We start from the raw sequence: 25409 nt of genomic DNA, 5'->3' as shown, positions 1-25409 counted from the left end.
AAATAGTAAAATTGCCAAAAAACCTTTAAAAAAAACTATTTTTATAGTACAATATTACTATATGTTAATTATAAAATAATGAGGGTTTTACAGGGGAGGTGAGTAGTTTGAATTACGGACCAGTTGTTGAACACATGAAAAAGATTGCTAGTGTTCTATCAGTAAAAATAAATAGTGATGGTTCATGTGGGGATATATGTTTAGAAGCTGCTAATGATCTTTATTTAAAATCAGTAAATGTGTCACGGGAAGATTTTAGACCTGGAAAACCTTATACTAACTACATTCCAAAAGATTTGAATTTTGAGGCTATGAGTTATAGATGTGTGTTAGAACAAAGAATGATTCATTCGTATGTAAATGCAGAATTCTATAATGCATGGATGGAATTGTATCTTATGCCAATGGATTCTGAAGATGTTGATAAAAAGTATTTTATGTTTTCGTATGATATGTCACCTAAGGTTGATGCTAATGTACTTGCGGATATTTCTCCTGATATAGCATCAAGAGTTATTAGAACTACGTTAAAACTTAGAGAAACTGATGATTTTAAAAAATCAATCAGAGGCATAATGGATGATATAAGAGCTGATTGCGAAGCTAATAGAGGGTGTATTCTTTTAACTGATTTTAAAGCAAGAACTTGTTCAGTGTTATGTGATAGTCTTTCTCCTGATGAACATACACCTGATATGGCATCATATATAGATGAAGGTGGTTATTTAAGAAATCCAGCAGAAGATCATAGTATGGAAGATGATAATTCTGATATTGCTTTTTTCGATATTGTGGAAACCTGGGCAGACTTGATTGCTGGCAGTAATTGCTATATAGTTCATGATGCAGATGAACTTGAAAAGATGAAAGATATAAGTCCTATTTGGTATACATCATTAAAGTATGCTGGAGTATATAATCTTGTTATTTATCCACTTAAAGCTAATGGAGAAACAATAGGTTATATTTGGGTTACTAATTTTAATAGCGATAATACATTAAATATTAAGGCTATTCTAGAAGTTACTTCATTTATTTTAGCAGCAGAAATTTCGAATTATCAACTTTTTAGAAAACTGAAAATACTTAGTGATACAGATCTTCTTACAGGACTTTTAAATCGTAATGCCATGAACAATCGAATTGCTGATATAGTAAGTGGAGATAGTCCGTTTAATGGGGAATATGGTGTTGCATTTGTAGATTTGAATGGTCTTAAGGCTGTAAATGATAAAGAAGGTCATATTGCAGGAGATAACTTACTTAAAGCTGCGGCAAGCGTCCTTAGAGATACATTTATGGAGAATGAAATATACAGGGTAGGTGGAGATGAATTTCTTGTTTTAGTAGTTGGAAAAACTGAGCAAGATTTCAATAATTTAGTCGATGACTTAAGAGATGTATGCGAAAAATCCGATACGGTTAAAGTTGCGGTAGGAAGTTATTTCGGAAATTCCAATGTAGATATTAGAGAAGCAATGCATATTGCAGATGAAAGGATGTATAAAGATAAAGAAGAGTATTATAAAAAGTATCCTGAATTAAAGTATAGAAATAGTAAGTAATGTAAAGCGAGATAAAACGTATTTAGTTTATCTCGCTTTTTAGTTAGAAAATAGAAATAAACTGTAAATAAAAAGTTATCTTGTGATATAATAGAGAAGTTGTATATGCAACGATAGAATATGAAAGGAAATATATAAAGAGGAAAATGAATCAGAAGGATTATAAGGAAAAGCGAAGGAAAAGAAGAGTTTTTAGTACTTTTCAAATTATCATTTTAAGCTTTATGGTATTAATTCTTGTAGGTACAGCATTATTGATGCTTCCAATTTCGTCAAGAAGTGGTCAAGTAACACCTGCTTCAGAAGCTATGTTTACAGCAGTTTCTGCCACTTGTGTTACAGGATTAATTGTGCATGATACAGCTACATACTGGTCAGTATTTGGTCAGACTGTAATTCTTATTATGATTCAGATAGGTGGATTAGGTGTTATTACTATTGGTCTTGCAATTCTTAGAGTATCAGGAAGAAAGATAGGATTGTGGCAAAGAAGTACTATGCAGGAATCTATATCAGCTCCAAAGGTTGGTGGAATAATTAGATTTATAGGTTTTATGATTAAAGGAACTTTAATTATAGAAGCTATTGGTGCATTATTATTAGCCCCGGTTTTTTGTAAAGATTTCGGATTCTTTAAGGGATTATGGTATGCAGTATTTCACAGTGTTTCAGCATTTTGTAATGGTGGATTTGATTTAATGGGGGTTAGGGAAAAGTTCTCCTCATTAACTTCATATAGCGCAAATATTTATGTGAATATAATTATAATGTTGCTTATAGTATTTGGAGGTATAGGATTCTTAGTATGGAGCGATGTTGTAAATTATAAGTTTAGGTTTAGAAAGTATTCATTGCAAAGTAAAGTAGTAATAGTTACATCATTGGTATTAATTATTCTTCCAGCTATTTATTTTTATTTATATGAATATAGTGATTTGGCATCGAAGGAAAGAATTATTAGTTCTATGTTCCAATCTGTTACAGCAAGAACGGCGGGATTTAATTCTCAGGATTTAGCGCAAATGGATTCGTCAGGAACTGTTATTATGATTATTTTGATGATAATAGGTGGTTCACCAGGTTCTACAGCGGGCGGTATGAAAACTACAACATTTGCTGTACTATTCTTATCAGCAATTGCAGTATTTCGTAGAAAGAATGATGTTCAGTGTTTTAAGAGAAGAATATCAGATGAAGCAGTGCGTGATGCCGGAGCGATTTTATTTATTTATCTTTTGTTATTCTTAGTCAGTGCCATTGCTATTAGTAGAATAGAAAGCATGCCATTGCTTACTTGTTTATTTGAAACGGGATCAGCAATCGGTACAGTAGGTGTAACACTTGGAATTACAACTAAGTTATCTTTAGTTTCGAGAATTATAATAATGTTGCTTATGTTCTTTGGAAGAGTTGGAGGATTGACATTGATTTATGCTGCAATACCTTCATCAGATATCCAAAATTCACGTATGCCACTTGAGAATATATCAGTAGGATAAGGAGTTAAATATGAAATCAGTTTTAGTAATAGGTGTAGGACAGTTCGGGAGTCATATAGCAAAACGTTTAGAAGAATTACATTGTGAAGTTATGGCAGTTGATAGTCATGAACAGAGTATAAATGAGATATTACCATATGTAACAAATGCAAGAATTGGTGATAGTACAAATATAGAATTTTTAAAATCATTGGGTGTTAGCAATTTTGATGTTTGTGTTGTTGCTTTAGGTGGTTTGTTTCAAACTTCTCTTGAAACAACATCACTTCTTGATGAATTAGGAGCTAAAAAAATCATATCACGTGCAACTAATGATGTTCAGATGAAATTTTTACTTAGAAATGGTGCAGATGAGGTTATATATCCTGAAAAACACATGGCACTTAGAGTTGCAATGAAGTGTGCATCTGATGGAATTGTAGACTTTGTTCAGTTAGATGATAATTATTCTATTTATGAGTTGAAAGTACCTAAGGAATGGGTTGGTAAAACACTTGGAAATATTGATATTCGTAAAAAGTATAAAATTAATATTATCACATTAAAGCGTAATGAAGAGGTATTTATTCCTTCAAGAGACACAGAAATAAAGATGGATGATATTGTATTCGCTGTAGGTGAAATAAGAGATATTAAGAAGTGTTTTAAAATATAAATTGATGATTTAGAAGTAGGTTTAATACCTACTTCTTTTTGCGTATATAGAAAAAGAATAACTAAATTATGGAGATATAAGTTTTGAAAAAAAGACGTTTGAATTATAAAAATGACAGTTGAATACCCAAAATGTATGATTTAGAAATTATAGATTGTTAAAAAAATATTTAGATGTATGATATGTGTATAAGATAAATAATAAATAGTTTTTGAAAAAATATTAGAGTATGGAGGATAAAGAAATGGAAAGAAATATTAATGAAGGAATGAAAGTTGTAAACATGAAAAAAGTTACTTTTGTACATGGATTATTTATTGTTGCATTTGCTGTTTTAGCAAATATGATTCAGTTTATTGGAGCTGAAAAAGTTGGTAAGGATGGAGCTAGTATTTATAATGTAAATAGTATGGCTTATTATGCAGGACAGATTATATTCGTAGTTGCAGTATTAGCTGTAAACATTCATATGCATGCACAGCTTAAGAAGAGTAGATTAGAAGCTGGTGGTTTATCAACGGTTACTATTTTTGCAGAAACAGGCATTATCATGATCATACTTGAATTTATAGCTTCAAGTATAGCAAGAGTTGATGGAACATATTTATATCATCCAACATTTTACTGGCCAGCAATTACAATGATTATTACACTTGTAAATTCATTTATAATTTGTAGAGAAGCAAAAAATGATTTTAGAATTGAAAGTTATGACAAGGTTGTTATTCCTGTACCAAATAATGGACTTCCAAGATTACAGTTAGAGTATTATAAAAACGAATTAAATAATAGATAGTTAAAAAGAAAAAACACTGGTTATCTAAGGTGATAATCAGTGTTTTATATTGTAGTTAAAAATTTAATCATAGTCGTCATCATCATCATCGTCGTAGTCATCATCAGATTCATTTAAAAAATCATCTCTTAATGATGTTTCAAAAATATCGAGTTCACCATCATTGTCATAATCAAATAAATCATCGACAGGTGAATCAGGTCCCCATATACCCATAATACTACCTCCTTAAAATATTGATTGCATTATATATTTATATTAACACCTATATTGTATAAATACAATGTTTGCTGAGTTGTGTTATGATTATTATTTATGATAGAATGTGATAGGAATAATACTTGATAGGCAGGGAAAAAATATGAGCAAATTACCAGAACTTACAACTCTATGTTACATAGAGAAAGAAGATAAATATTTAATGATGCATCGTGTGAAAAAAGAAAAAGATATAAATAAAGATAAGTACATCGGTGTTGGAGGACATTTTGAATATGGAGAAAGTCCCGATGAATGTTTATTAAGAGAGGTAAAGGAAGAGACAGGACTTACACTTATAAAATATAAACCTCGAGGTATAGTAACTTTTATTTATGGAGACGAAAATCAGCCAGATGAAAGGGTGGTAGAATATATGTACCTTTATACATCAACTGAATTTGAAGGTGAAATTATAGAATGTGATGAAGGAAATCTAGAGTGGATAGATAAGGCAGATGTATATAATCTTCCAATATGGGAAGGAGATAAGATTTTTTTTAGATTGTTAGAAGAAAGAGAGGACTATTTTTCATTAAAATTAGTTTATTCAGAAAGTGGTGAACTTATATCATCAGAGGTTATTTGATGATGTGTAATATATGAGAAATTGTATTGTTAATATATTTGTGTATTTTTTCTATCGACAATATTAATACAAAATAGTAAAATATTAGTACTGTTTAATGAGAAGGCACAGGGGTTGATTGATAATCAAGCCCTGTGTCTTTATGAGTGTATGTAGGGATATGCAACAGTTAAACTTAAATAGGAATATGATAATGTGGGAGGCAGTAATGAAAAAGACGATTAACACATTTAAAGAAGCAAAACTTAATGGTGATAAGGTAACCATGCTTACAGCTTATGATTACTCAACTGCTAAAATAATGGAAGAAGCAGGTGTTGATAGTATACTAGTAGGCGATTCACTTGGAAATGTTATGCTAGGATATGAGGATACAATTTCTGTTACTATGGAAGATATGATTCATCATTGTAGAGCAGTTGCTAGAGGAGCTAAGAATACTCTTGTAGTTTGTGATATGCCGTTTATGTCTTATCAGACATCTGTTTATGATGCTGTTGTTAACGCTGGAAGACTTATGAAAGAGGGTCGAGCAAATGCAGTGAAACTTGAAGGTGGAAGAGTAGTAAAAGATCACATAAAGGCAATTACAGATGCATCAATTCCAGTTTGTGCACATCTTGGATTAACTCCACAGTCTATTAATGCATTTGGTGGATATAAGGTGCAGGCTAAGGAAGAAGAGGCAGCTAAAAGACTTATAGAAGATTGTTTTATAGTTCAGGAAGCTGGAGCATTTGCTGTGGTTCTTGAATGTGTACCGAGTGCTTTGGCAGAATATATCACAAGTAAGTTAGATATAACTACCATAGGAATTGGAGCTGGTAATGGTTGTGATGGCCAGGTTTTGGTTTATGCTGACATGCTTGGAATGTTTACTGATTATAAACCAAAGTTTGTAAAGCATTTTGCTAATGTATATGATGTAATGAAGAGTGGGATAGAAGGATATATTAATGAAGTGAAATCAAAATCATATCCTGCAGTTGAACATACATATAAGATTGACCAGGATATTATGGAAAAGTTAAAAAAAGAATTTAAATAGATGAGAGGATTTTATTATGGAAATTATTGAAAGAATTGAAGAATTAAGAAGTCAGATTAAAACATGGAAAAAGGAAGGTAAGACTATTGGATTCGTTCCAACTATGGGATATCTTCATGAGGGACATAAGAGTCTTATTGATAGAGCAGTTAAGGAGAATGATAAGGTAGTTGTAAGTGATTTTGTAAATCCAATGCAGTTCGGTCCTAAGGAAGACTTGGCTACATATCCAAGAGATTTAGATATGGATGCAAAGCTTTGTGAAGAAGCTGGAGTTGATATTATTTTTTATCCTGCAGCAGAAACTATGTATAAAGATAGCTTTTCAAGTTTTGTTGATATGAATACACTTACAAAGGGGTTATGTGGTAAAACAAGACCAATTCATTTTAGAGGAGTTTGTACAGTTCTTGCAAAGTTATTTAATATTGTAACTCCTGATAGAGCATACTTTGGTCAGAAGGATGCGCAGCAGTTAGCAGTAGTAAAGCATATGGTTGAGGATTTAAACTTTGATATTGAAATTATTGGATGTCCAATTATAAGAGAGGAAGATGGACTTGCAAAGAGTTCAAGAAATACATATTTATCAAAGGAACAGAGAGAATCTGCGGTAGTATTATCAAAGGCATTAAAGATGGGTAAGGAAATGATTGAAGCTGGAGAAGTTAATCCACAAAAGGTTATTTCTACAATAGAAGAAGAGATTAAAAAAGTACAGGGTACAAAGATTGATTATGTTGAAATAGTAACATGGCCATACCTTGAAACAGCAACAACTACAAAGGGCTCAATACTTTGTGCATTAGCTGTATATTTTGATAAAGTTAGACTTATTGATAATTTCATTATTGAAGAATAGGAGTAATCGATGAATATTGAAATGTTAAAAGGTAAAATACATAGAGCAACAGTTACACAGTCAGAGGTTGATTATGTCGGAAGTATAACTGTTGACAGTAAGCTTTTAGAAGCAGCTGGAATTCTTGAATATGAAAAGGTTCAGGTTGTTGATGTTGATAATGGTAACAGACTTGAAACATATACAATTGCTGGTGAATGGGGAAGTGGAGTAATCTGCCTTAATGGAGCTGCAGCAAGATGTGTAGAAGTTGGACATAAAGTTATTATTATGAGTTATTGCACAATGGATGTTGAAGAAGCTAAGAGTCATAAGCCAAAGGTTGTATTTGTTGATGAAAAAAATGATGCTGCTAAGGTGACTAATTATGAAAAACATGGGCAGTTATTTGGAGAAGTTAAATAAATAGATTAAATGAGGTGAATACATGCTAAAAGGGAAAAATATAGTACTTGGTGTGTCCGGGGGAATTGCTGCATATAAGATAGCGAATCTTGCAAGTAAATTAGTTAAAAATCATGCGAATGTATATGTGATAATGACGGAGAATGCGACAAATTTTATTAATCCAATTACATTTGAAACACTTACAGGAAATCGATGCATAGTGGATACATTTGATCGTAATTTCGAATTTAATGTTGAACATGTTTCACTTGCAAAATTAGCGGATATATTTATGATAGCTCCTGCTACAGCAAATGTTATTGGAAAGATTAATGCAGGAATAGCTGATGACATGCTTACTACTACAGTTATGGCAGCTACATGCCCTGTAATTATTTCACCTGCTATGAATACCAATATGTATAAAAATCCTATAACCCAGAGAAACATTAATTCTCTAAAGGAATATGGATATAAATTTATTGAACCTAAAGCAGGAAGGTTAGCATGTGATGATGAAGGTGTTGGAAGAATGCCAGAACCTGAAGAATTGTTTGATTATATATGTGATGAATTGTTATTTGAAAAAAAACTAATTGGTAAAAAGGTTTTAGTTACAGCAGGACCTACAGTTGAAGCTATTGATCCGGTTAGATTTATTACTAATCATTCAACAGGTAAAATGGGTTATGCAATTGCCAGAGTAGCAGCAGCAATGGGAGCAGAAGTGACACTTATAAGTGGACCAATATCAATTGAGCCACCAATAAGAGTTAATACAATAAATATAGAATCTGCTAAAGAGATGTTTAAAGTAGTTAAAGATCATTTTGATGAATCAGACATTATTATTAAGTCAGCAGCAGTTGCTGATTATACACCTTGTGAGTATGTTAATGAAAAAATTAAAAAGTCAGATGACGACATGAGTATTAAACTTAAAAGAACAGATGATATATTAGCATACGTTGGTGAAAATAAACGAGGTAATCAATTTGTATGTGGATTTTCAATGGAAACAGAGAATATGCTTGAAAATTCAAAGGTAAAGTTAAAAAAGAAAAATGTTGATATGATAGTAGCTAATAATATAAAAGTTGAAGGAGCTGGATTTGCTACAGATACTAATGTAGTTACATTCATAAAGGAAAATGAAGTAAAAGAATTACCAATAATGAATAAGTTAGATGTTGCTTATGAATTGTTGAAATCTATATCTGATGAAATTATTTAATAAAAATCATAACCAACCTTTGTAAGGCTGGTTATGATTTTTTTATTGAGTTGTAGTGTTAAGTTTTGTATAATTAAAAAGTGAGAATTGTATAAAGGAGAAGTTGAAAAATTATGGGATTTTTAAAAACTTTAAAAGAAAAGGTATTTAAACAGGATTTAGAGAATTATGAAAATGCTGGCATGATTTTTGCGGTTAGACTTCTTTTTGAAGATAGATGCAGGATGCCTATGCCAGATGACATGGATAAAATCATGAAGAAGCATTTAGGTAGTACTACAATGCTTTCATATAGTGATGAAATGACTGGGTATATGGCAAATGATTATAAAGTTCATTATGAAGATGATGATGATCTTCCTGTACAGTTATTAATTATGAAGTGTGTTGAAATAGATGAACCAGTAATGGACGGTCTTGAGATATCGCAATTATGGGATTGCCCTGATGGTGAGGAAATACTTAAGACATGCAAGTATCAGGTTGTTGCTAATGATATGTTAGCATCAGGACTTGATCATAAGGTAAGGGCAGAAATGCTAGTTAATTTTATTGAAGCACTTGTTGAAATGTATCCAACGTGCAAGGCTGTTGTGGTTGAAAAATCCAAGAAGATGCTTACAAGAGAAGACATTGTAAATTGTAATATTCCAATGGAATTAAAATTTATACATTATGCTGTAAATGTTCGTTCATTTAATGTTGATGGAACGAATGATAAAATTGTTGATACAATTGGAATGAGTACATTATATTTGCCTGATTTGCAGTATCATTTTACTGGAATGGATACAAAGGATGTGGTAAATCATGCTTATAATCTATTATCTTATATTTATGATAATAAAAATCCAATTGAATCTGGTAATACAGTGGATGGCCTTAAGCAGGGATTAATTAACATGGATGTTCAGTGGAAGGTTCAGTATGAAGAATCATTGATTCAGCCTATACGAGAAGTCTTAGATGTTAACATGGGTGAACATGCAGCAGGAAAAAGATAAATTGTTTGGTTATGTGGTTTGGGAGGATGAAGATGAAAAAGAAAAATAAGAAATTAAGAAAAATATCTAGCATAATGGCAGTAATATATTCTGCTACTTTGTTGTGGACAGGACAAGCAAGTAAAAACGAAAAAGTTATTTATGGTGCTGATGAAGGAAAAATTAAAATCGAGTATCAGCAGCAGGATATTAATGAAATTCCAGATAAGTACAATACAGGAACAAAAGGAAAACTTAATAAGTTTAATCCTGTTTTTAATTCTGCTATAAATTATTATACAATTACAGCTAAAAATTCAAAGGATGAGGATGTTACACTTTATCTTAAACTTAGTGGTGATGAAGTAACATATTATGTTGATTTCTCATATGCTGAAAATAAAAAACTTAGTGGCGAAATAATACTAAGTAATATAGATTTTGGTGAATGTAGTCTTAAGCCTAATAAAGAAGATAATATTACTGATAATATCTCATTAGTTTATAAAAATTGCAGATTTGAATATGTTAGTACATCGTATCCTGATAGTAAACTTAAATCTAAATTTTACAATTGTAGTTTTTATAATTTTAAGGGTAGTAATGCATATTTTGAAAGATGTGCATTTGGTGGAAAACCAAATGATGCACTTAACCCATTTAGAAATGTGGAAGTGAAGGATTGTTATTTTTCTAATATGAATCATTACCTTCCAAAGGATACACATGTTGATGGAACACAAATATACGGATATGCTGAATTAATTAGAGATGAGAATGGTGATCCAATTCTTGATGCAAAAGGAAAGAGACAATATATAAATCCTCTAGATGCTAAAAATATTAAGTTTGATAATTGTAGATATGAAATTCCAAATATTGTATATGAGATCAGACCAGAGGATATTGTAAAAGATGAAGAACCAAAGGTCGCAACAATAAATGCATGTTTAATGGTTCAGTTAGAGTATTCAGCTGGGTATGATATTCATTTTAGTAATTGTATTCTTAATGGTGGTGGATATACTATTTATTCGCATGCAGGTAGAATTGGAACACTTAGCGATATTTCGTTTGATAATATAAAAGTTGGTGCAGGTAGATCATATGGTGTTATTTATCCAGATATTGATCCTGATACAAAGATTAATAATCTTAATGCAACTGATAGTCTATATATTGGTAGTGCGTTTAAAGAAAATGGAATATTAAAGCTTAGTGTAACTAATGATACAGCTAGGGATAGAAAACTTAAAGTTATTACTGATAAAGGCGAGAATATTTTTACAATAAAGGCAGGCCCAACAGATAAAACTTTAAATACGCCAGGTTATGAAACATTTGATAATATGCCATTTGATATTTTAAAACAAGTACCGGGAGATCCTAAATACGCAGTTTGTTTTGATGTGACAGATCCAAATAATATTAAACAGATTAGATTCTTTAATGAAACTAAAGAAGAAGTTTATATAGACAAATTTAATTCTAGTGAGGATAATGTACTTCTTTCTGGAAAATGTGGTTTTAAAAATGCTGATGTTTCATTTACATTAACTAATGATTACGTCCTTACAATTTATGGAAATGGTGATATGGATAATTATCATTCTGGAAATATTCCACCTTGGTGGGGATATAGGGACTTTATAAAGAAAGTCGTTATTGAAGATGGAGTAACATGTGTTGGAGCCTTTAGTTTTTGGGATTGTTTTGCATTAGAGGAAGTAGTGTTAGCTGATAGTGTTAAACAAATTAATGGTAAAGCATTTAAAAACTGTATTACTTTATCAGAGATAAATATAGCAGATGATGTTAAAGTGATTGAAGAAGCATTTGTTGGAGCCTTTAAATATGCTGTAGCTAATGGGCTTTATCAGAATGAAGAAAACAATAACACATCTGATAGTAAAGCAAGTAATACAGTTAAAAATAATACATCTGTAGATAAAAAGGATACTATTAAAATAAATAAAAAACAAATTAAAGTTGGTAGTATTATAAAAGATAAGAAAACAGGATTTGTTTATAAGGTTACTAGTGTTAAAAAGGGTTATAAACTTAAGTTGATTAAGTGTACAAAGAAATCTAAAATAATTAAAGTTAAAGGCAAAGTAAAAATTGATGGTGTGAATTTTAAAGTTACATCAATTGGTAAGAAAGCCTTTAGAACTAACAAGAATGCAAAGGTGATATATATTTATAAGGGTATCACTAATATTTCAAAGGGTGCATTTAAAAAGTGTAAGAAACTTAAGAAAGTTGTTGTAAAGAATAAGAAGTTTACAAAGAAATATTTAAGAAAAAGAGGACTTTCTAAGAAAGTAAAATATGTTATTGCTAAGTAGTTTAGACTTAACTGGAAGGATTAAAAATGGAAATTTGGGATTTATATGATAGAGATGCTAAGAAAACAGGTGAAACATGGGAAAGAACTTATGGTAGCTTTAGATTAATTCCTGAAGGAAAATATCATATGGTTGTTGATATTTTAATCAAACATGTTGATGGAACATATCTATTAACAAAGAGACATCCTGATAAGGATGTATATCCAGGATATTGGGAAGCAAGTGCTGGAGGTTCAGCTGTTTCTGGTGAAGAACAATTAGAAGCAGCTAAGCGAGAAATGTTTGAAGAAACAGGTCTTAAATCCGATAATTTTACACTTGTAAATCACTCATTTAGTGATAAGAGTCATAGTATGTTTTATTCATATCTTGCAGTAGTTGACTGCGATAAAGACTCTGTTGTTTTACAGGAGGAAGAAACAGTTGATTATAAATGGGTTGACAGAGATGGATTGAATGAATACATAAATTCTGACTTAGCAATACAATCACATAATAACAGATATAAGAAATATTTTGATGTTTTAAATACTTTATATGTATCTGATTTAGATGGAACTCTAATGAAGAATGACAAGAGTATTTCAGAAGAATCGGTCAAAACTATTAATGATTTGTTATTAAAGGGCATTACTTTTACTGTTGCAACAGCAAGATCTCTTGGAAGTGTAAAACATATAGTTGAACCTTTTGATTTAAAAGCACCTATGATTATTAGAAATGGTACAGCTTATGCAGATCCTAAAAATATGGAAGTTACAGAAAAAGCACTTTTTACAAAGAGAGAATTAACTAAGCTTAAAGATATTTTGTCAGATTTACCATATAACGGTTTTACTAGTATTTGGAATGGTAATGAGATGACAAAGGTATTTGCTGAAGGTAAGCATTCTTCTGGAATTGATAAGTATATTGATGAGCGAAAAGGTGCAAAGGACATTGAGTTTGTAAGTGATATTAATGAACTATTTAATGGTGATGTTGGATATATTACTATGATTGATGATTTGGAGTGTATGCAACCGATTTATGATAAAGTTAAGGAAAGTGATGAATGGGAAGCGGTTCTTCAAAAGGATTCATATGGAGATGAGTATTGGCTTGAAATTTGTCCTGGTAACAGTACTAAGGCTAAGGCTATCTTGAAACTTCAGGAAAAGATGAATTTTGAAAAAGTGGTAGTCTTTGGCGATTCAGTTAACGATATACCTATGTTTGAAATCGCTGATAGTGCTTATGCTGTTGATAATGCTATCCCAGAACTAAAGGAATATGCTACAGAAATAATAGCATCTAACGAAGATGATGGAGTTGCAAGATTTTTACAAAGTATTTTATAAAGAAAAGCTTTGAAAGAAAGGACGAAAAATGAAACTCGAAAGAATTATAAATAGTTTGCTTGAACAGGACATGTATAAATTTAGTATGGGACAGGCTATATATCATCAGTTCCCAGATTATAAGACAACGTGGACTTTTAAGTGCAGAAATAAGGATGTTAAGTTTACTGAAGAAATGGTTCAGGAAATTAAGGATCAGATTAAGGCTTTTTGTGAAATAAGATTTACAGAGGATGAACTTGAATATCTTAACAATATTAAGTGGATTAAAGGTTCTTATGTTGATTTCTTAAGACTTTGGGAACCAAGATATGAAGATTTTGAAATTACAACTGATGCAGAGTGTGGTCTTTCAATAGAAACAAGAGGTACATGGCTTAATACATCAATGTACGAAATTCCTACACTTGCAATAGTTAATGAAGTATATTTTAGAATGGCATATGATTATAATGAACTTATAGAGAGTTTTAAGGAAAAACTTGAAGAGAAATATGAAAATTTAAAAACAGGTCGTTGGCATATTGGAACTTTCTCTGAGTTTGGATTAAGAAGAAGACTATCAGCAGAAGCACAGGAGATGGCAGTTGATAAGTTCTCACATCTTAATGATACATTACATTCTAGTTCAACATTTGTTGGAACAAGTAATGTATATCTTGCAAAGAAAAATAATTTAAAACCAGTTGGAACTATGGCTCATGAATGGATTATGTGTACAGGTCAGGGAAATCACAAGCATAATCCAGCATATTCAAACTGGTATGCCCTTAATGCATGGGTACATGAGTACGGTATTCTTAACGGAACAGCACTTACTGATACGATAACAACGGATTGTTTCCTTAGAGATTTTCAGCTTACATTTTCAACTTTATTTAGTGGTGTAAGACATGATTCAGGTGATCCAATTGAATGGGGCGAAAAGATGATTAGTCATTATGAATCACTTGGTATTGATCCTAATACTAAAACTCTTTTATTTAGTGATAGTCTCGATTTTGAAAGAGCTGATAAGATATTTAGACATTTTATGGGTAAGGCTAAGGTAGCATTTGGTATAGGTACATATTTAGCAAATGATACTAAAGTTCCACCGCTTAATATTGTTATGAAAACAACCCTATGTAATGGACAGGATGTTGCAAAGATATCTGATGTTGAAGGAAAAGGCATGTGTAAAAATGAAGAATATGTTGATTATTTAAATAGATGCATTAAGTGGCGCATGGATCACGAAAAATAATAACAAAAAGTCAATTATAAAATGCTTTGATAAAAGTCTGCTTATTTGTTGAATTATATATCCTTTTATGTTAATATGGTTAACGGAGTGTATAAATAATTTAAATACATGAAAGGAGTGCTTTGATATACAAAGCAAAGTAACATGGGAAATTTTGAAGGAAAGATGAAATGGCATTACTTTTTAGCGTTCTTTTGGATGTGGGTTGTAGCATATAGTCAATTTTCAAGTTTTACAACCGCAACCAGTGATAATTATTTTAAAAGTGATGATCCAAAGATGCAGCATTTTATGGACGAGATGCTTGTTAGAAATCCTGGTTTTAAAAATGCAGTTTCTACATATGGATACATTTGTATGATTCTATGTATACTTGCTGTTGTGGCAGGTGTTGGACTTTTAATGTTCAAGAAATTTGGTCCATACTGTGTTTTGGGCATGTATTTTCTTAATCTTATTAATAATGCCATATTTGTTAATCAGTACCAAAAAGTTGTTAATAGTTTTCCAAGCGCAAAAGAAGTTGGTTTAGCAATGACATCAGGAATTTCTGCTGGAATATTATTTAGTTTGGTATTCATTATTTTAAATATTTGGTACTTTATTAAGAGATTGCATTTATACAAGTAATTAATTTTGTGTTTAACAGGACCCGTGAGAGTGGGTCCTGTTTTTGAATATTTGGAAAGAAATAGGAAGGTTATGTATTTCTTCTTTGATTTGTGATAAAATTACTAGAAAGATAAAATATGATAGTAACGGGAAAGTGTAAAGGAAAATAGAAATAAAGGAGAAAGAAATGATGGAAACAGTAACAATTACAATTGGAAAACAGAAAAATATTGCTCTGATTGCACATGATGGAAAGAAGGCAGAACTTATAGAGTGGTGTAATGAGAATGCGGAAATATTAAAGAACCATTTTCTTTGTGGAACAGGTACAACTGCACGTATGATAACAGATGCAACAGGCTTACCAGTTAGAGGATATAATTCAGGTCCACTTGGAGGTGATCAACAGATTGGTGCAAAGATAGTTGAGGGAAAAGTTGATTTTGTTATATTCTTTTCAGATCCACTAACAGCTGCGCCACATGATCCAGATGTTAAGGCATTAATGAGAATAGCACAGGTTTATGACATACCATTTGCTAATAATAAAGCAACTGCTGATTTCTTGATTCATTCTACATATATGGAGCAAGAGTATGATCATGAAATAATAAACTTTAAGCAAAATATAGCAAATAGGGCAGAAACATTGCCTTCAGGGAAGTAAACGTAGTTTGACAGTGATTTTGTTTGGATTTATGTAAAATTGACTGACGTTAATAATTTTTTAGAGGTTTGTTCACAATTTGTTCTTAAATTATTTACAGAAAGTGGAAGATTTTATTGGTTTAAGTGATTATAATTATGGTATAAGATAAAGAAATAAAAACGTCATCCGAAAGTTGAAATTTTCTTTAAAAAGTCTAATTTTAAAAAAGTCATCCTTAACTCGTAAGAGTGTAAAAATAAATCTAACAAAACATAATATGTTGTCGAACATGAAACGAATTAATGGGACCATAATGATGGTCCCATTCGTTTGCACAAAAAGAAAAAATGATAAAAAAAGTGTAATTTATTTGCAATGATAGTATTTTTTTGGTATTATATTGATAAAGGGTAGACAATTTTATATTGGTTTAACGATCAACATAAAACGGAACTTGGGGTTTCGTTTTTTTAATCTAATATAGAATAGTGGGGTGTGAGTATATGGCTGGAATAGATTTTAAAACGTTTAAGAAAAGTGGACAATTTAATAAGGATCAGCTTAAATATATAAAGGAAGCTTTTAAATTTTTAAGTGTCGATGAGATAACGGTATTTGCAACACCTAGATTTCAAGCACAACAGATGGCTATGATGATTGAAGGATATAGAAATGGCCTTAAAAAGGATCAGATAGAAATCTGCGCTAATCCAGAATTCGATGAGGATCAGATTGAACAGATTTTAGAAGGTTTTTATGACGGCCTTACTATTGATGAGGTTTTAAGTTATGCATCACCTAGTAATAACAGGTTTGTTATGCAAAAGGAAAGATTACAGATTAAGAAAAATCGATAAAAGTATATAAATAGACGCATATCAGTGATGCAAATCATTATTGATGTGCGCTTTTTTTAGGAGATATTATGACAAAGTCTATGACAAAGGGAAGTCCATTAAAGTTAATGCTTGTATTTATGCTTCCTCTTTTATTTGGAAATATATTTCAACAAACATATAATATAGTTGATGCTGCAATTGTAGGACAGAATCTTGGAAAGAATGCTTTGGCAAGTGTAGGTGCAACATCATCTGTTTTGTTTTTGGTAATTGGATTTTGTAGTGGTTTAACAGCAGGATGCTCAGTTCCGGTTGCACAAAGATTTGGAGCTGGTGATATTAAAAGCATGAAGGATTATGTTTTTCAGGGATTTTTAATATCTGCTTTTTTCTCAATTACAGTAACTGTGTTAACAACACTTTTGTGTCATCCAATATTACATTTATTATCTGTTAATTCAAAAATATATGACGATGCATATAAGTATTTGTTTGTTATTTTTTTAGGTGTACCATTTGTTGTTTTTTATAATTATTTCGCTGGTATACTAAGAGCAGTTGGAGATAGCAAGACACCTTTTATTGCATTGGTAGTTAGTACAATTGTTAATATTGGTTTAGATTTATATTTTATTAAGGGAATTAAATTAGGATGCTTTGGTGCTGCACTTGCAACAATTATTTCACAGGGAATTAGTGTTATAATATTGCTTGTTTATATTTTACTTAAAATGAAGTTATTGCATCCAGAAAGAGAAAACAGAGAAGTAAATAAAAAGAAGTTATTAATTTCTTTAGGAATAGGATTACCTATGGGATTGCAATTTTCAATTACAGCTATAGGTAGTATGGTAATGCAAAGTTCAAATAATGGACTTGGAACACTTTATTCATCCGCGTTTACTTCAGCTATGAAGATTAAAGCATTTGCTATGTGCCCTTTTGATGCTCTTGCAGCTGCTGTTGCAACTTATGTAGGACAAAACTATGGAGCCGGTCTTATTGATAGAGTAAAAAAAGGAATTATGCAGGCTATGTATATAGGTTTTACTTATGGATTATTAATAGGCGTATTTTTAATATTCTTTGGTAAACCACTTAATCTTATTTTTGTATCCAAAAAGGATGTTGAAGTTATAGATGCAGCTGGACAGTATTTAAGATGTTTGGGATTTTTCTTCTGGGCACTTGGTATATTAAATGTATTTCGAATGGCTGTACAGTCGTTAGGATATACTGGCAGAGCACTTGTTTCAGGTGTTTTGGAAATGATAGCTAGAATAATTGCAAGTACTGTATTTGTTCCAATATATAAATTTGATGCTATTTGTTTTACTGATCAGACAGCGTGGGTTACTGGAGCGGTATATATATCGATAATAACATTTATTACATTTAAGTCGATTAGTAAAAATGAGTTAGATAGAAAGGGGACGCATGTTTAGTAAATCAGATATTTCAAGAGATGAATTTCAGTTGCTTAATGGACAAAGTAGATGTGGATATGATTGGTGGTGGCATTCATTCACCGCTTATAATGAAAAAACTGGTGAAGCCAAACCATTCTTCATTGAATTTTTCACTTGTAATCCAGCACTTGGTCAAAAAGAGCCTGTGCTTGGACAATCATATGAAAACATGAAAAGAGGAAGAAAGCCTTCATATTTGATGGTTAAGGCAGGATGCTGGGGTGAAGGAAAAGCTCAGCTGCACAGATTCTTCGGTTGGAAGAATGTAAGTATAAAGAAGAGAGCTCCTTTTTCAATTAGCGCAGAGGATTGCTTCGCTAGCGAAAAGAGATTAAAGGGTAGTATAAGTATTTCAAAAGAAGAAGCAGAAAAGCACCCAGAGTGGATGTGTGATGCAGGTGAAATATCTTGGAATTTAAAAGTTAAAAAAGTAATTCCATATAATGTTGGATATGGTGCTGGAAAATTATTTAGAACATTACAATTATTTGAAATGTTTTGGCATGCTGAAGGTATGAAGACATTATACAAGGGATATATATATTATAATGGTGAAAAGTATATAGTAAGACCGGAAACTTGCTATGGATACGCAGATAAAAACTGGGGCAAGGATTTTACATCTCCTTGGGTATGGTTATCATCTAACAATCTTACAAGTATGAATACAGGAAAGAAACTTAAAAATAGCGTTTTTGATATAGGTGGAGGAAGACCGAAAGTTGGTCCTGTTGCACTTAAGGGAAAACTTCTTTCTGCATTCTTTTATGAAGGAAAGTGTTTCGAATTTAATTTTTCTAAATTCTGGACATTTACTCGTACAAAGTTTGATTGTAGGGAAACAGATACAAAAATAGTTTGGCATGTGGAACAGAAAACTTGGTGTAATAAAATGGTTACAGATATTACATGTGAGAAGAAGGATATGTTGTTTGTAAATTATGAAGCACCTAATGGATTAAAGAAACATAATAGATTATGGAATGGTGGTAATGGAAAAGGAATTATTTCATTATATAGACATGGCAGATTAATTGATAAAATAAAGTGTGAAAACGTAGGATGCGAATACGGAGAGTATGATGACTAAATTAAAAATAAAGATTGATCCAATCTTATGCATTGCAATTATTCTTGCAATAATATCATCCTTCTTCGTTTTTCCGGACGCTAAATATATTAAGTATATTGATTATAGAACCCTTGGAATATTATGGTCTTTAATGGTAATTATAAAGGGTCTTGAAGATAACATGTTATTTGAAAAAATAGCTAAGTTTCTTTTAAATAAATCTAATAGATTATGGCAGTTAATAGCGATTCTTATTTTTACAGTTTATGTAAGTGCCATGTTTATCACTAATGATGTAGCGCTTATAACTTTTGTTCCATTTACAATAATGGTATTAAGAAAGTGTAAAAAAGATAATTTGATTTTAATAGTAATTATCTTTGAAACAATCGCAGCAAATATGGGTAGCATGTTAACACCAATTGGAAATCCTCAAAATTTATACATATATGGTGTTTCAAAAATGAGTTTAGTAGATTTCTTCTCTTTGATGTTACCTTATAGTTTATTAACGATTGTTTTATTATGTATAAGTCAGATATTCTTACCGGGAAAAATGGATGTGGTAGATATTGCTGATGAACATAATAAACATATTGTTATTGAAAGTAGGAAACAGGTTTTAGTATATTGTTTATTATTTATCTGTGCACTTTTAACGGTATTAAGAATTATACCTTGTAGATATACTGTAGTAGCGGTATGTGCAGTGGCACTTTGGATTGATTATAAATTAGTCTTTAGAGTTGATTATGCTTTATTATTTACTTTTATAGCATTCTTTATATTCTCAGGTAATATTAGCAGAATTCCAGAAGTGCATGATAAGTTAGCTCAAATTATAAAGGGACGTGAGTTCGTTACATCAATTGCATTAAGTCAGATTATTAGTAATGTTCCAGCAACGTTATTAATTACTGGATTTACTCATAGATATAAAACAGTTATTTTAGGTGCTGATCTTGGTGGGCTCGGAACACTTATTGCTTCAATGGCAAGTGTTATATCATATAAGATTTATGCAAGAGAAAAAGATAGTAAAAAGTTTAAATACATTATTTCTTTTACAGCAATAAGTATTGTATATCTTTCAGTTTTATTATCCTATGCTTTCCTTGTAGAACATAGAAAGGTTGAAAGAAATATACATAAAAAGCAAGTAAAAAAAGTAGTTGAAGTAGAGTCGGATACTAGAGAGTTTAATGACGAACACCGTATTATGACTTTATTTGTACCAGGACTTGAAAAACATAGTTTAGAAGGAGCGTTATCATCTTTAGATGGATATGGCTTTTATAATGTTAAAGTTAAGGATAAAGAAGGTAATGTGCTTGAAATTGATTTTCCTAAATTAAGAGAATCAAAATATAAGATAACTAAAGAGTATGATAGTAGTGGTAAGTTTGTTGATAAAGTATTCTTTGTTGAAAGTCAGAGTATACCGGAGAATGTTAGAGCTGGAACAGATTTTGAAATAGTACTTACAGTAACAGAATAAAAAATAGATACCTCTTATGAGGTATCTATTTTTTATCTTAGTAGCGATTTGCTACTTATCAATACTATCTGTCCAATATTGCTGATTATATATATCTGTAAATAAATATGTGATTTTTACTTTTTTATCAGCAATTGCAATATTGCTAATTGTCATATTATCTGTAACAGTCATTTGCTCACCGAGTAAATAACTATCATTGTATTTACCGTCGTAAGAATAATAGTCGCAGATAAAATCTAATTTATCACCTACATTAAGTGATGACATGCTTTTTGCAATTGTGAGAGTTTCATCTTCATCATAATCAGTTTGAGCACCTGCAATATATCCTTTAGGATTTTCTTTATCAAAAACAATAATAAGTTTTGATTTAACATCATTTATTTTACAAGGAACATAACCAGTAGTAACCGTTTCATCATCAGTTTCAGTAGTATCAATATGATAATATGGAACAATCTGGTTATTAATTGCAAGCCAGTCTCTATCTGTATCTGCAATTAAATTTTTATTTTCATCAAATTCATATACATTATCAAGTCCGAGGTCAATGTAACCACTTCCGTCATCAACATATGTGTTTTTATCAATGCTATGAACTAAATCCCATTGATCTTCAGAAAGTTTGATTATGCTTTCACCTTTATCATTAGTTTCAAATTTAAGAGCAGTAGAATCAAAGTAGTTTTCTGAAATGTATTCTGCCATGTCTTCTGTTGGAAGAGCACGACCACTTAAGAAACTATTTGCAACATCTGTAAGTCCGTTTATTGAAATCTGACTGTCACCACTTAAGAAGGTCTGAAGTAGGGAACCAATCATATCAGAACTCATAGATGAAGAACCACCATCGCCACCACCAAGAAGTGAACCTAATGGATTTTGAGAACCACCAGTTGATATCTGACCACTTGTTTCAAGTGAAGCAAATTCCTTGATACACTTACTGTATTCATCGTCCATTCCGATGTTATCATAAGTATCTACAGCTTTATTTACATAGCTTGTTTTTCTATATGGGAAGTAGATTGAAACACCGTATGCATTTGTCATGGATGAAGAAGTTTGGTTATATTTAACGCTACTAATAATAGCAGAAGCTAAAGCCTTTCCTTCATCAGTTTTCATGTTATTTGCAAGGTCAACTAAGTCAACCTGATCGATTCTTGTATTTGCAGCAAATTCTCTAGTTTCATATCTTGCATCAGAAACAGCTTTATATTCTTTCTTTTCAATAAGAGAACTTATTGATTTTGAAAATTCTGAAAGCCTTGATGGAATTGTATTAGAAAATTCTGCCAAGTCTATTATTGATAGAGTAGTCTTTTGGCCACGGCACTGAGAAGCACATTTAGCTGTAAAATCATCAATGATATTTTTACCAATTTCAAGAGTTGGCATTGAAGTATCTTTTGATAACTTTGTTAACCAATTTGTGTAATACCAACCAATACCGGGTTCAGTTTCTTCTGAAGCAATAAGGTAGTCAGCATAAGGATCAAGCATAAGGGCTGTTTCACATGTTGCCATAAGACATGCATCAAATCCAATAAAGTCAAATTTGGTCTGAGCATTTTCAAGAGCTTTTTTAATTCCACCGAGTGTCATTGAACCATTTTTGCTCTGTTTTTCATCATATCCATAACCGCTAACCGATCCACCACCGTGATCCCAAAGGATTAAGCAGTTTCTATTAGCAGGGTAATTTTGTTTACAGTATTTTATAAAATCAGTAAGGGTTTCAGGTTTTGTCATACCTTTATTGCCATCATCACTTACTAAGCATTTAAGGCCTCCATCTTTTACCTGATATATCTGGTTTGTACTATTGCTTACAATGTTATTTTTCCAACGTGCGCAACCACCGGTATAAACGATAATGTTAACGTTCTTAGCGTTAGTCGCATTAGCCATTTCGGTTAAGTCATTAGTAGCCATGCCTGATCTTGATTCAAGGTCGGTTCCGCACATATAAACCATAAGAGTAACAACATCATCTTTGTCACCCTTTATATTTGTATATTTCGCTCTTGAACCATCAGCTACGGATGAGTTAACTGAGTTCATGTTGGTAGAAGATCCGCTAGACTGATTACCTGAATGAACAGGTGAATTATTAGAAGATGTACCGCCTCCGCCACCAAATATGAGATAGGCAATTAATAATATAATCATAATTCCGGAACCACCAGCTGCACCTCTTGTTATGGCTTTACCTGAACCACTACCATGGTCAAATCCACCTGTGCTGTTGTTATGTCCGTTACCACTGCCTACAGGACCAGTTCCAAGGCCGTCGCCTCTTTTATCAACGGAACTACTGCCAGAAGTGGTATATTTTTTTCTGTTACTAGGTCTGTTATCTGACATATTTATTTTTGCACAATCAATTCTTCTATATGTAATTACACTTAATTCGCTTTGATTATGCGCTCCTTTCTAAAATATAGTCATATTAAAAACTACATTAAAGATTTTAACATATTGTAAAAAGTAGTTCAAGAGTCGTAAAATGTACATATATTAACAAATCCCCCGTTTAAATATTGACAAAAATAGTGATTGTGATAAACTATTTATTAGCGGTGCAATCGAAAAATTAAGGATTGCAATAATAGAGAAAGGCAGATGTATATATGAGAAAGATGGTTTTATCAGTTCTTGTTGATAATACTTCAGGAGCTCTAAACAGAATTGCCGGACTTTTCAGTAGAAGAGGTTATAATATTGATAGCCTTACAGTCGGTGAAACAGAAAATCCAAATCTTTCAAGAATGACAATTGTTGTTCATGGTGATGAGGAAATTCTTGAACAGATTTTTAAACAGATTAATAAGCTTGTTGATGTAAGAGAAGTCATTGAACTTAAGGATGATTCATCAGTTACAAGAGAACTTATTTTAATAAAGGTTGCTGTTGATGCAGCATCACGTGCACAGGTTCTTGCTGTATGTGATATTTTCAGAGCTAAGATTGTGGATGTAAGTACAGATTCATTAATTATTGAACTTACAGGTAATCAGGCTAAGCTCGATGCATTTACAGGTCTTATTCAGGGATTTGAGGTTCTTGAACTTGTACGTACAGGTATTACAGGTCTTACAAGAGGAACTAACTAATAATGTTTATAAGTTATATTGCACGTGAATGCAACATAACTATAATATAATAAAAATAAAATATGGAGGCTATAAAAATGGCAAAGATTTTTTATCAGGAAGATTGTAATCTTTCACTTTTAGATGGAAAGACTATCGCAGTTATTGGTTATGGTAGTCAGGGACATGCTCATGCGCTTAACGCTAAGGAGTCAGGATGTAACGTTATTATCGGTTTATACGAAGGAAGTAAGTCATGGGCTAAAGCAGAAGCTCAGGGATTTGAAGTTTATACAGCAGCAGAAGCAGCTAAGAAAGCTGATATCATTATGATTCTTATCAATGATGAATTACAGGCTGGTCTTTATAAGAAAGATATCGAGCCAAACCTTGAAGCAGGTAACATGCTTATGTTCGCTCATGGTTTCAACATTCACTTTGGTCAGATCGTTCCACCAGCAGACGTTGACGTAACAATGGTTGCTCCTAAGGGACCTGGTCATACAGTACGTTCAGAATACCAGGCAGGTAAGGGTGTTCCTTGTTTAGTAGCTGTTCATCAGGATGCTACAGGTAAGGCTCAGGAAGTAGCACTTGCTTACGCTTTAGCAATTGGTGGTGCAAGAGCTGGTGTTCTTGAAACAACATTCAGAACAGAAACAGAAACTGACCTCTTCGGTGAACAGGCAGTTCTTTGTGGTGGTGTTTGTGCTCTTATGCAGGCTGGTTTTGAAACACTTGTTGAAGCTGGTTATGATGAAAGAAATGCATACTTCGAATGTATTCATGAAATGAAACTTATCGTAGACCTTATTTACCAGTCAGGTTTCGCTGGAATGAGATATTCAATTTCTAACACAGCTGAATATGGTGATTACGTTACAGGTCCTAAGATCATTACGGAGGATACAAAGAAAGCTATGAAGAAAGTTTTAGCAGACATCCAGGATGGTACATTTGCTAAAGACTTCTTACTTGATATGTCACCAGCAGGTGGACAGGTTCATTTCAAAGCTATGAGAAAGCTTGCAGCTGAACATCAGTCAGAAAAAGTTGGTGAAGAAATCAGAAAGCTTTACAGCTGGAATGGTGAAGATAAGTTAATCAATAACTAATCATATATTAATATAGAAAGAAGCTTTGAAGAATTTCAAAGCTTCTTTTTTGTGCCTTATTTATGTTAAATAAATATCTAATATCGTCTGAAAAACGACATAATACATTGAAATGTCGCTTTAAAAACGTTAAATGATTTATTTGATAAAAATCTATTGAAAATGTAGCATAAGAGGTATAGACTCGAACTACAACCTTAGAGATAGCGCTACCTTTTAAGGTAAAACTTAGGAGGAATAA

General features: G+C 31.8%; 23 protein-coding genes. 21 read left to right on the top strand and 2 right to left on the bottom strand.

Going from position 1 to position 25409, the window contains the following annotated elements:
* Nucleotides 1-107 precede the first annotated feature (107 nt).
* The 4 genes from B5D16_RS07905 to B5D16_RS07890 all read left to right on the top strand — a co-directional run bounded on the left by B5D16_RS07905 (nucleotide 108) and on the right by B5D16_RS07890 (nucleotide 4515).
* A complete protein-coding gene (locus tag B5D16_RS07905; protein ID WP_078766448.1) occupies nucleotides 108-1565 on the top strand; it encodes a GGDEF domain-containing protein in 1458 nt (485 codons plus the stop codon).
* Nucleotides 1566-1711: 146 nt separating this feature from the next.
* Nucleotides 1712-3064: a TrkH family potassium uptake protein gene (locus B5D16_RS07900; protein ID WP_078766447.1), complete on the top strand. Its 1353-nt coding sequence runs from the start codon at nucleotides 1712-1714 to the stop codon at nucleotides 3062-3064.
* Nucleotides 3065-3074: 10 nt separating this feature from the next.
* On the top strand, nucleotides 3075-3719 hold the full coding sequence (locus tag B5D16_RS07895; protein ID WP_078766446.1) for a potassium channel family protein: 645 nt from the start codon (nucleotides 3075-3077) through the stop codon (nucleotides 3717-3719).
* A gap of 244 nt (nucleotides 3720-3963) precedes the next feature.
* Entirely contained in the window at nucleotides 3964-4515 is a 552-nt protein-coding gene (locus B5D16_RS07890) for a hypothetical protein (RefSeq protein WP_078766445.1), read from the top strand.
* 63 nt (nucleotides 4516-4578) lie between these two features.
* On the opposite strand, the gene B5D16_RS12465 is transcribed toward B5D16_RS07890, so the two are convergent.
* Nucleotides 4579-4731 carry a hypothetical protein gene (locus B5D16_RS12465; protein ID WP_159444341.1) on the bottom strand — a complete coding sequence of 51 codons (153 nt, stop codon included), beginning with the start codon at nucleotides 4729-4731 and terminating at the stop codon, nucleotides 4579-4581.
* 145 nt (nucleotides 4732-4876) lie between these two features.
* Between B5D16_RS12465 and B5D16_RS07885 the strand changes: the two genes are divergently transcribed.
* The 15 genes from B5D16_RS07885 to B5D16_RS07815 all read left to right on the top strand — a co-directional run bounded on the left by B5D16_RS07885 (nucleotide 4877) and on the right by B5D16_RS07815 (nucleotide 20952).
* On the top strand, nucleotides 4877-5362 hold the full coding sequence (locus B5D16_RS07885; protein WP_078766444.1) for an NUDIX hydrolase: 486 nt from the start codon (nucleotides 4877-4879) through the stop codon (nucleotides 5360-5362).
* A gap of 208 nt (nucleotides 5363-5570) precedes the next feature.
* The gene (gene panB / locus B5D16_RS07880; RefSeq protein WP_078766443.1) at nucleotides 5571-6410 is read left to right on the top strand and encodes a 3-methyl-2-oxobutanoate hydroxymethyltransferase; all 840 of its coding nucleotides are present in this window, start codon (nucleotides 5571-5573) and stop codon (nucleotides 6408-6410) included.
* Nucleotides 6411-6426: 16 nt separating this feature from the next.
* Entirely contained in the window at nucleotides 6427-7272 is an 846-nt protein-coding gene (gene panC / locus B5D16_RS07875) for a pantoate--beta-alanine ligase (RefSeq protein ID WP_078766442.1), read from the top strand.
* Nucleotides 7273-7281: 9 nt separating this feature from the next.
* Nucleotides 7282-7677 carry an aspartate 1-decarboxylase gene (gene panD / locus B5D16_RS07870; RefSeq protein WP_078766441.1) on the top strand — a complete coding sequence of 132 codons (396 nt, stop codon included), beginning with the start codon at nucleotides 7282-7284 and terminating at the stop codon, nucleotides 7675-7677.
* Nucleotides 7678-7699: 22 nt separating this feature from the next.
* On the top strand, nucleotides 7700-8893 hold the full coding sequence (gene coaBC / locus B5D16_RS07865; RefSeq protein ID WP_078766440.1) for a bifunctional phosphopantothenoylcysteine decarboxylase/phosphopantothenate--cysteine ligase CoaBC: 1194 nt from the start codon (nucleotides 7700-7702) through the stop codon (nucleotides 8891-8893).
* A 113-nt stretch (nucleotides 8894-9006) separates the two neighbouring features.
* Nucleotides 9007-9897: a DUF4261 domain-containing protein gene (locus B5D16_RS07860; RefSeq protein WP_078766439.1), complete on the top strand. Its 891-nt coding sequence runs from the start codon at nucleotides 9007-9009 to the stop codon at nucleotides 9895-9897.
* A 32-nt stretch (nucleotides 9898-9929) separates the two neighbouring features.
* On the top strand, nucleotides 9930-12224 hold the full coding sequence (locus B5D16_RS07855) for a leucine-rich repeat protein (protein WP_159444340.1): 2295 nt from the start codon (nucleotides 9930-9932) through the stop codon (nucleotides 12222-12224).
* A gap of 26 nt (nucleotides 12225-12250) precedes the next feature.
* Nucleotides 12251-13567, top strand: a complete 1317-nt coding sequence (locus B5D16_RS07850; RefSeq protein ID WP_078766437.1) for a Cof-type HAD-IIB family hydrolase — start codon at nucleotides 12251-12253, stop codon at nucleotides 13565-13567.
* Nucleotides 13568-13595: 28 nt separating this feature from the next.
* Complete coding sequence (gene pncB, locus B5D16_RS07845) at nucleotides 13596-14813, top strand: nicotinate phosphoribosyltransferase (protein WP_078766436.1); 1218 nt, start codon at nucleotides 13596-13598, stop codon at nucleotides 14811-14813.
* Nucleotides 14814-14957: 144 nt separating this feature from the next.
* Nucleotides 14958-15443, top strand: coding sequence for a hypothetical protein (locus B5D16_RS07840; RefSeq protein ID WP_078766435.1), 486 nt, complete (start codon nucleotides 14958-14960; stop codon nucleotides 15441-15443).
* A 172-nt stretch (nucleotides 15444-15615) separates the two neighbouring features.
* The gene (locus tag B5D16_RS07835) at nucleotides 15616-16092 is read left to right on the top strand and encodes a methylglyoxal synthase (protein WP_078766520.1); all 477 of its coding nucleotides are present in this window, start codon (nucleotides 15616-15618) and stop codon (nucleotides 16090-16092) included.
* Between the two features lie 485 nt (nucleotides 16093-16577).
* Complete coding sequence (locus B5D16_RS07830) at nucleotides 16578-16931, top strand: hypothetical protein (protein WP_078766434.1); 354 nt, start codon at nucleotides 16578-16580, stop codon at nucleotides 16929-16931.
* A 68-nt stretch (nucleotides 16932-16999) separates the two neighbouring features.
* Nucleotides 17000-18358: an MATE family efflux transporter gene (locus B5D16_RS07825; RefSeq protein ID WP_078766433.1), complete on the top strand. Its 1359-nt coding sequence runs from the start codon at nucleotides 17000-17002 to the stop codon at nucleotides 18356-18358.
* Complete coding sequence (locus B5D16_RS07820; RefSeq protein WP_078766432.1) at nucleotides 18351-19472, top strand: tocopherol cyclase family protein; 1122 nt, start codon at nucleotides 18351-18353, stop codon at nucleotides 19470-19472. Before B5D16_RS07825 ends, B5D16_RS07820 begins: the two co-directional genes overlap by 8 nt.
* Nucleotides 19465-20952: an SLC13 family permease gene (locus B5D16_RS07815; RefSeq protein WP_159444339.1), complete on the top strand. Its 1488-nt coding sequence runs from the start codon at nucleotides 19465-19467 to the stop codon at nucleotides 20950-20952. The genes B5D16_RS07820 and B5D16_RS07815 overlap by 8 nt, the downstream gene beginning before the upstream one ends.
* A 51-nt stretch (nucleotides 20953-21003) precedes the next feature.
* On the opposite strand, the gene B5D16_RS07810 is transcribed toward B5D16_RS07815, so the two are convergent.
* Complete coding sequence (locus B5D16_RS07810) at nucleotides 21004-23325, bottom strand: clostripain-related cysteine peptidase (RefSeq protein WP_078766430.1); 2322 nt, start codon at nucleotides 23323-23325, stop codon at nucleotides 21004-21006.
* 266 nt (nucleotides 23326-23591) lie between these two features.
* Here B5D16_RS07810 and ilvN point away from each other — a divergent pair, with 266 nt between their 5' ends.
* Entirely contained in the window at nucleotides 23592-24074 is a 483-nt protein-coding gene (ilvN, locus tag B5D16_RS07805; RefSeq protein ID WP_078766429.1) for an acetolactate synthase small subunit, read from the top strand.
* Between the two features lie 77 nt (nucleotides 24075-24151).
* Nucleotides 24152-25168: a ketol-acid reductoisomerase gene (ilvC, locus tag B5D16_RS07800; RefSeq protein WP_078766428.1), complete on the top strand. Its 1017-nt coding sequence runs from the start codon at nucleotides 24152-24154 to the stop codon at nucleotides 25166-25168.
* Nucleotides 25169-25409 lie beyond the last annotated feature (241 nt).

The sequence above is a fragment of the Eubacterium uniforme genome (assembly GCF_900167115.1).
In the GTDB taxonomy this organism is placed as follows: domain Bacteria; phylum Bacillota; class Clostridia; order Lachnospirales; family Lachnospiraceae; genus Eubacterium_S; species Eubacterium_S uniforme.
This window is presented reverse-complemented; position numbering and strand designations above follow the sequence as displayed.

Bases quoted from the DNA above. Each gene is read 5' to 3' on its own strand.
- B5D16_RS07900 (WP_078766447.1), top strand. From the start codon at position 1,712: ATGAATCAGAAGGATTATAAGGAAAAGCGAAGGAAAAGAAGAGTTTTT.
- B5D16_RS07895 (WP_078766446.1), top strand. From the start codon at position 3,075: ATGAAATCAGTTTTAGTAATAGGTGTAGGACAGTTCGGGAGTCATATA.
- B5D16_RS07890 (WP_078766445.1), top strand. From the start codon at position 3,964: ATGGAAAGAAATATTAATGAAGGAATGAAAGTTGTAAACATGAAAAAA.
- B5D16_RS12465 (WP_159444341.1), bottom strand. From the start codon at position 4,731: ATGGGTATATGGGGACCTGATTCACCTGTCGATGATTTATTTGATTAT.
- B5D16_RS07885 (WP_078766444.1), top strand. From the start codon at position 4,877: ATGAGCAAATTACCAGAACTTACAACTCTATGTTACATAGAGAAAGAA.
- panB (WP_078766443.1), top strand. From the start codon at position 5,571: ATGAAAAAGACGATTAACACATTTAAAGAAGCAAAACTTAATGGTGAT.
- panC (WP_078766442.1), top strand. From the start codon at position 6,427: ATGGAAATTATTGAAAGAATTGAAGAATTAAGAAGTCAGATTAAAACA.
- panD (WP_078766441.1), top strand. From the start codon at position 7,282: ATGAATATTGAAATGTTAAAAGGTAAAATACATAGAGCAACAGTTACA.
- coaBC (WP_078766440.1), top strand. From the start codon at position 7,700: ATGCTAAAAGGGAAAAATATAGTACTTGGTGTGTCCGGGGGAATTGCT.
- B5D16_RS07860 (WP_078766439.1), top strand. From the start codon at position 9,007: ATGGGATTTTTAAAAACTTTAAAAGAAAAGGTATTTAAACAGGATTTA.
- B5D16_RS07855 (WP_159444340.1), top strand. From the start codon at position 9,930: ATGAAAAAGAAAAATAAGAAATTAAGAAAAATATCTAGCATAATGGCA.
- B5D16_RS07850 (WP_078766437.1), top strand. From the start codon at position 12,251: ATGGAAATTTGGGATTTATATGATAGAGATGCTAAGAAAACAGGTGAA.
- pncB (WP_078766436.1), top strand. From the start codon at position 13,596: ATGAAACTCGAAAGAATTATAAATAGTTTGCTTGAACAGGACATGTAT.
- B5D16_RS07840 (WP_078766435.1), top strand. From the start codon at position 14,958: ATGGGAAATTTTGAAGGAAAGATGAAATGGCATTACTTTTTAGCGTTC.
- B5D16_RS07835 (WP_078766520.1), top strand. From the start codon at position 15,616: ATGGAAACAGTAACAATTACAATTGGAAAACAGAAAAATATTGCTCTG.
- B5D16_RS07830 (WP_078766434.1), top strand. From the start codon at position 16,578: ATGGCTGGAATAGATTTTAAAACGTTTAAGAAAAGTGGACAATTTAAT.
- B5D16_RS07825 (WP_078766433.1), top strand. From the start codon at position 17,000: ATGACAAAGTCTATGACAAAGGGAAGTCCATTAAAGTTAATGCTTGTA.
- B5D16_RS07820 (WP_078766432.1), top strand. From the start codon at position 18,351: ATGTTTAGTAAATCAGATATTTCAAGAGATGAATTTCAGTTGCTTAAT.
- B5D16_RS07815 (WP_159444339.1), top strand. From the start codon at position 19,465: ATGACTAAATTAAAAATAAAGATTGATCCAATCTTATGCATTGCAATT.
- B5D16_RS07810 (WP_078766430.1), bottom strand. From the start codon at position 23,325: ATGTCAGATAACAGACCTAGTAACAGAAAAAAATATACCACTTCTGGC.
- ilvN (WP_078766429.1), top strand. From the start codon at position 23,592: ATGAGAAAGATGGTTTTATCAGTTCTTGTTGATAATACTTCAGGAGCT.
- ilvC (WP_078766428.1), top strand. From the start codon at position 24,152: ATGGCAAAGATTTTTTATCAGGAAGATTGTAATCTTTCACTTTTAGAT.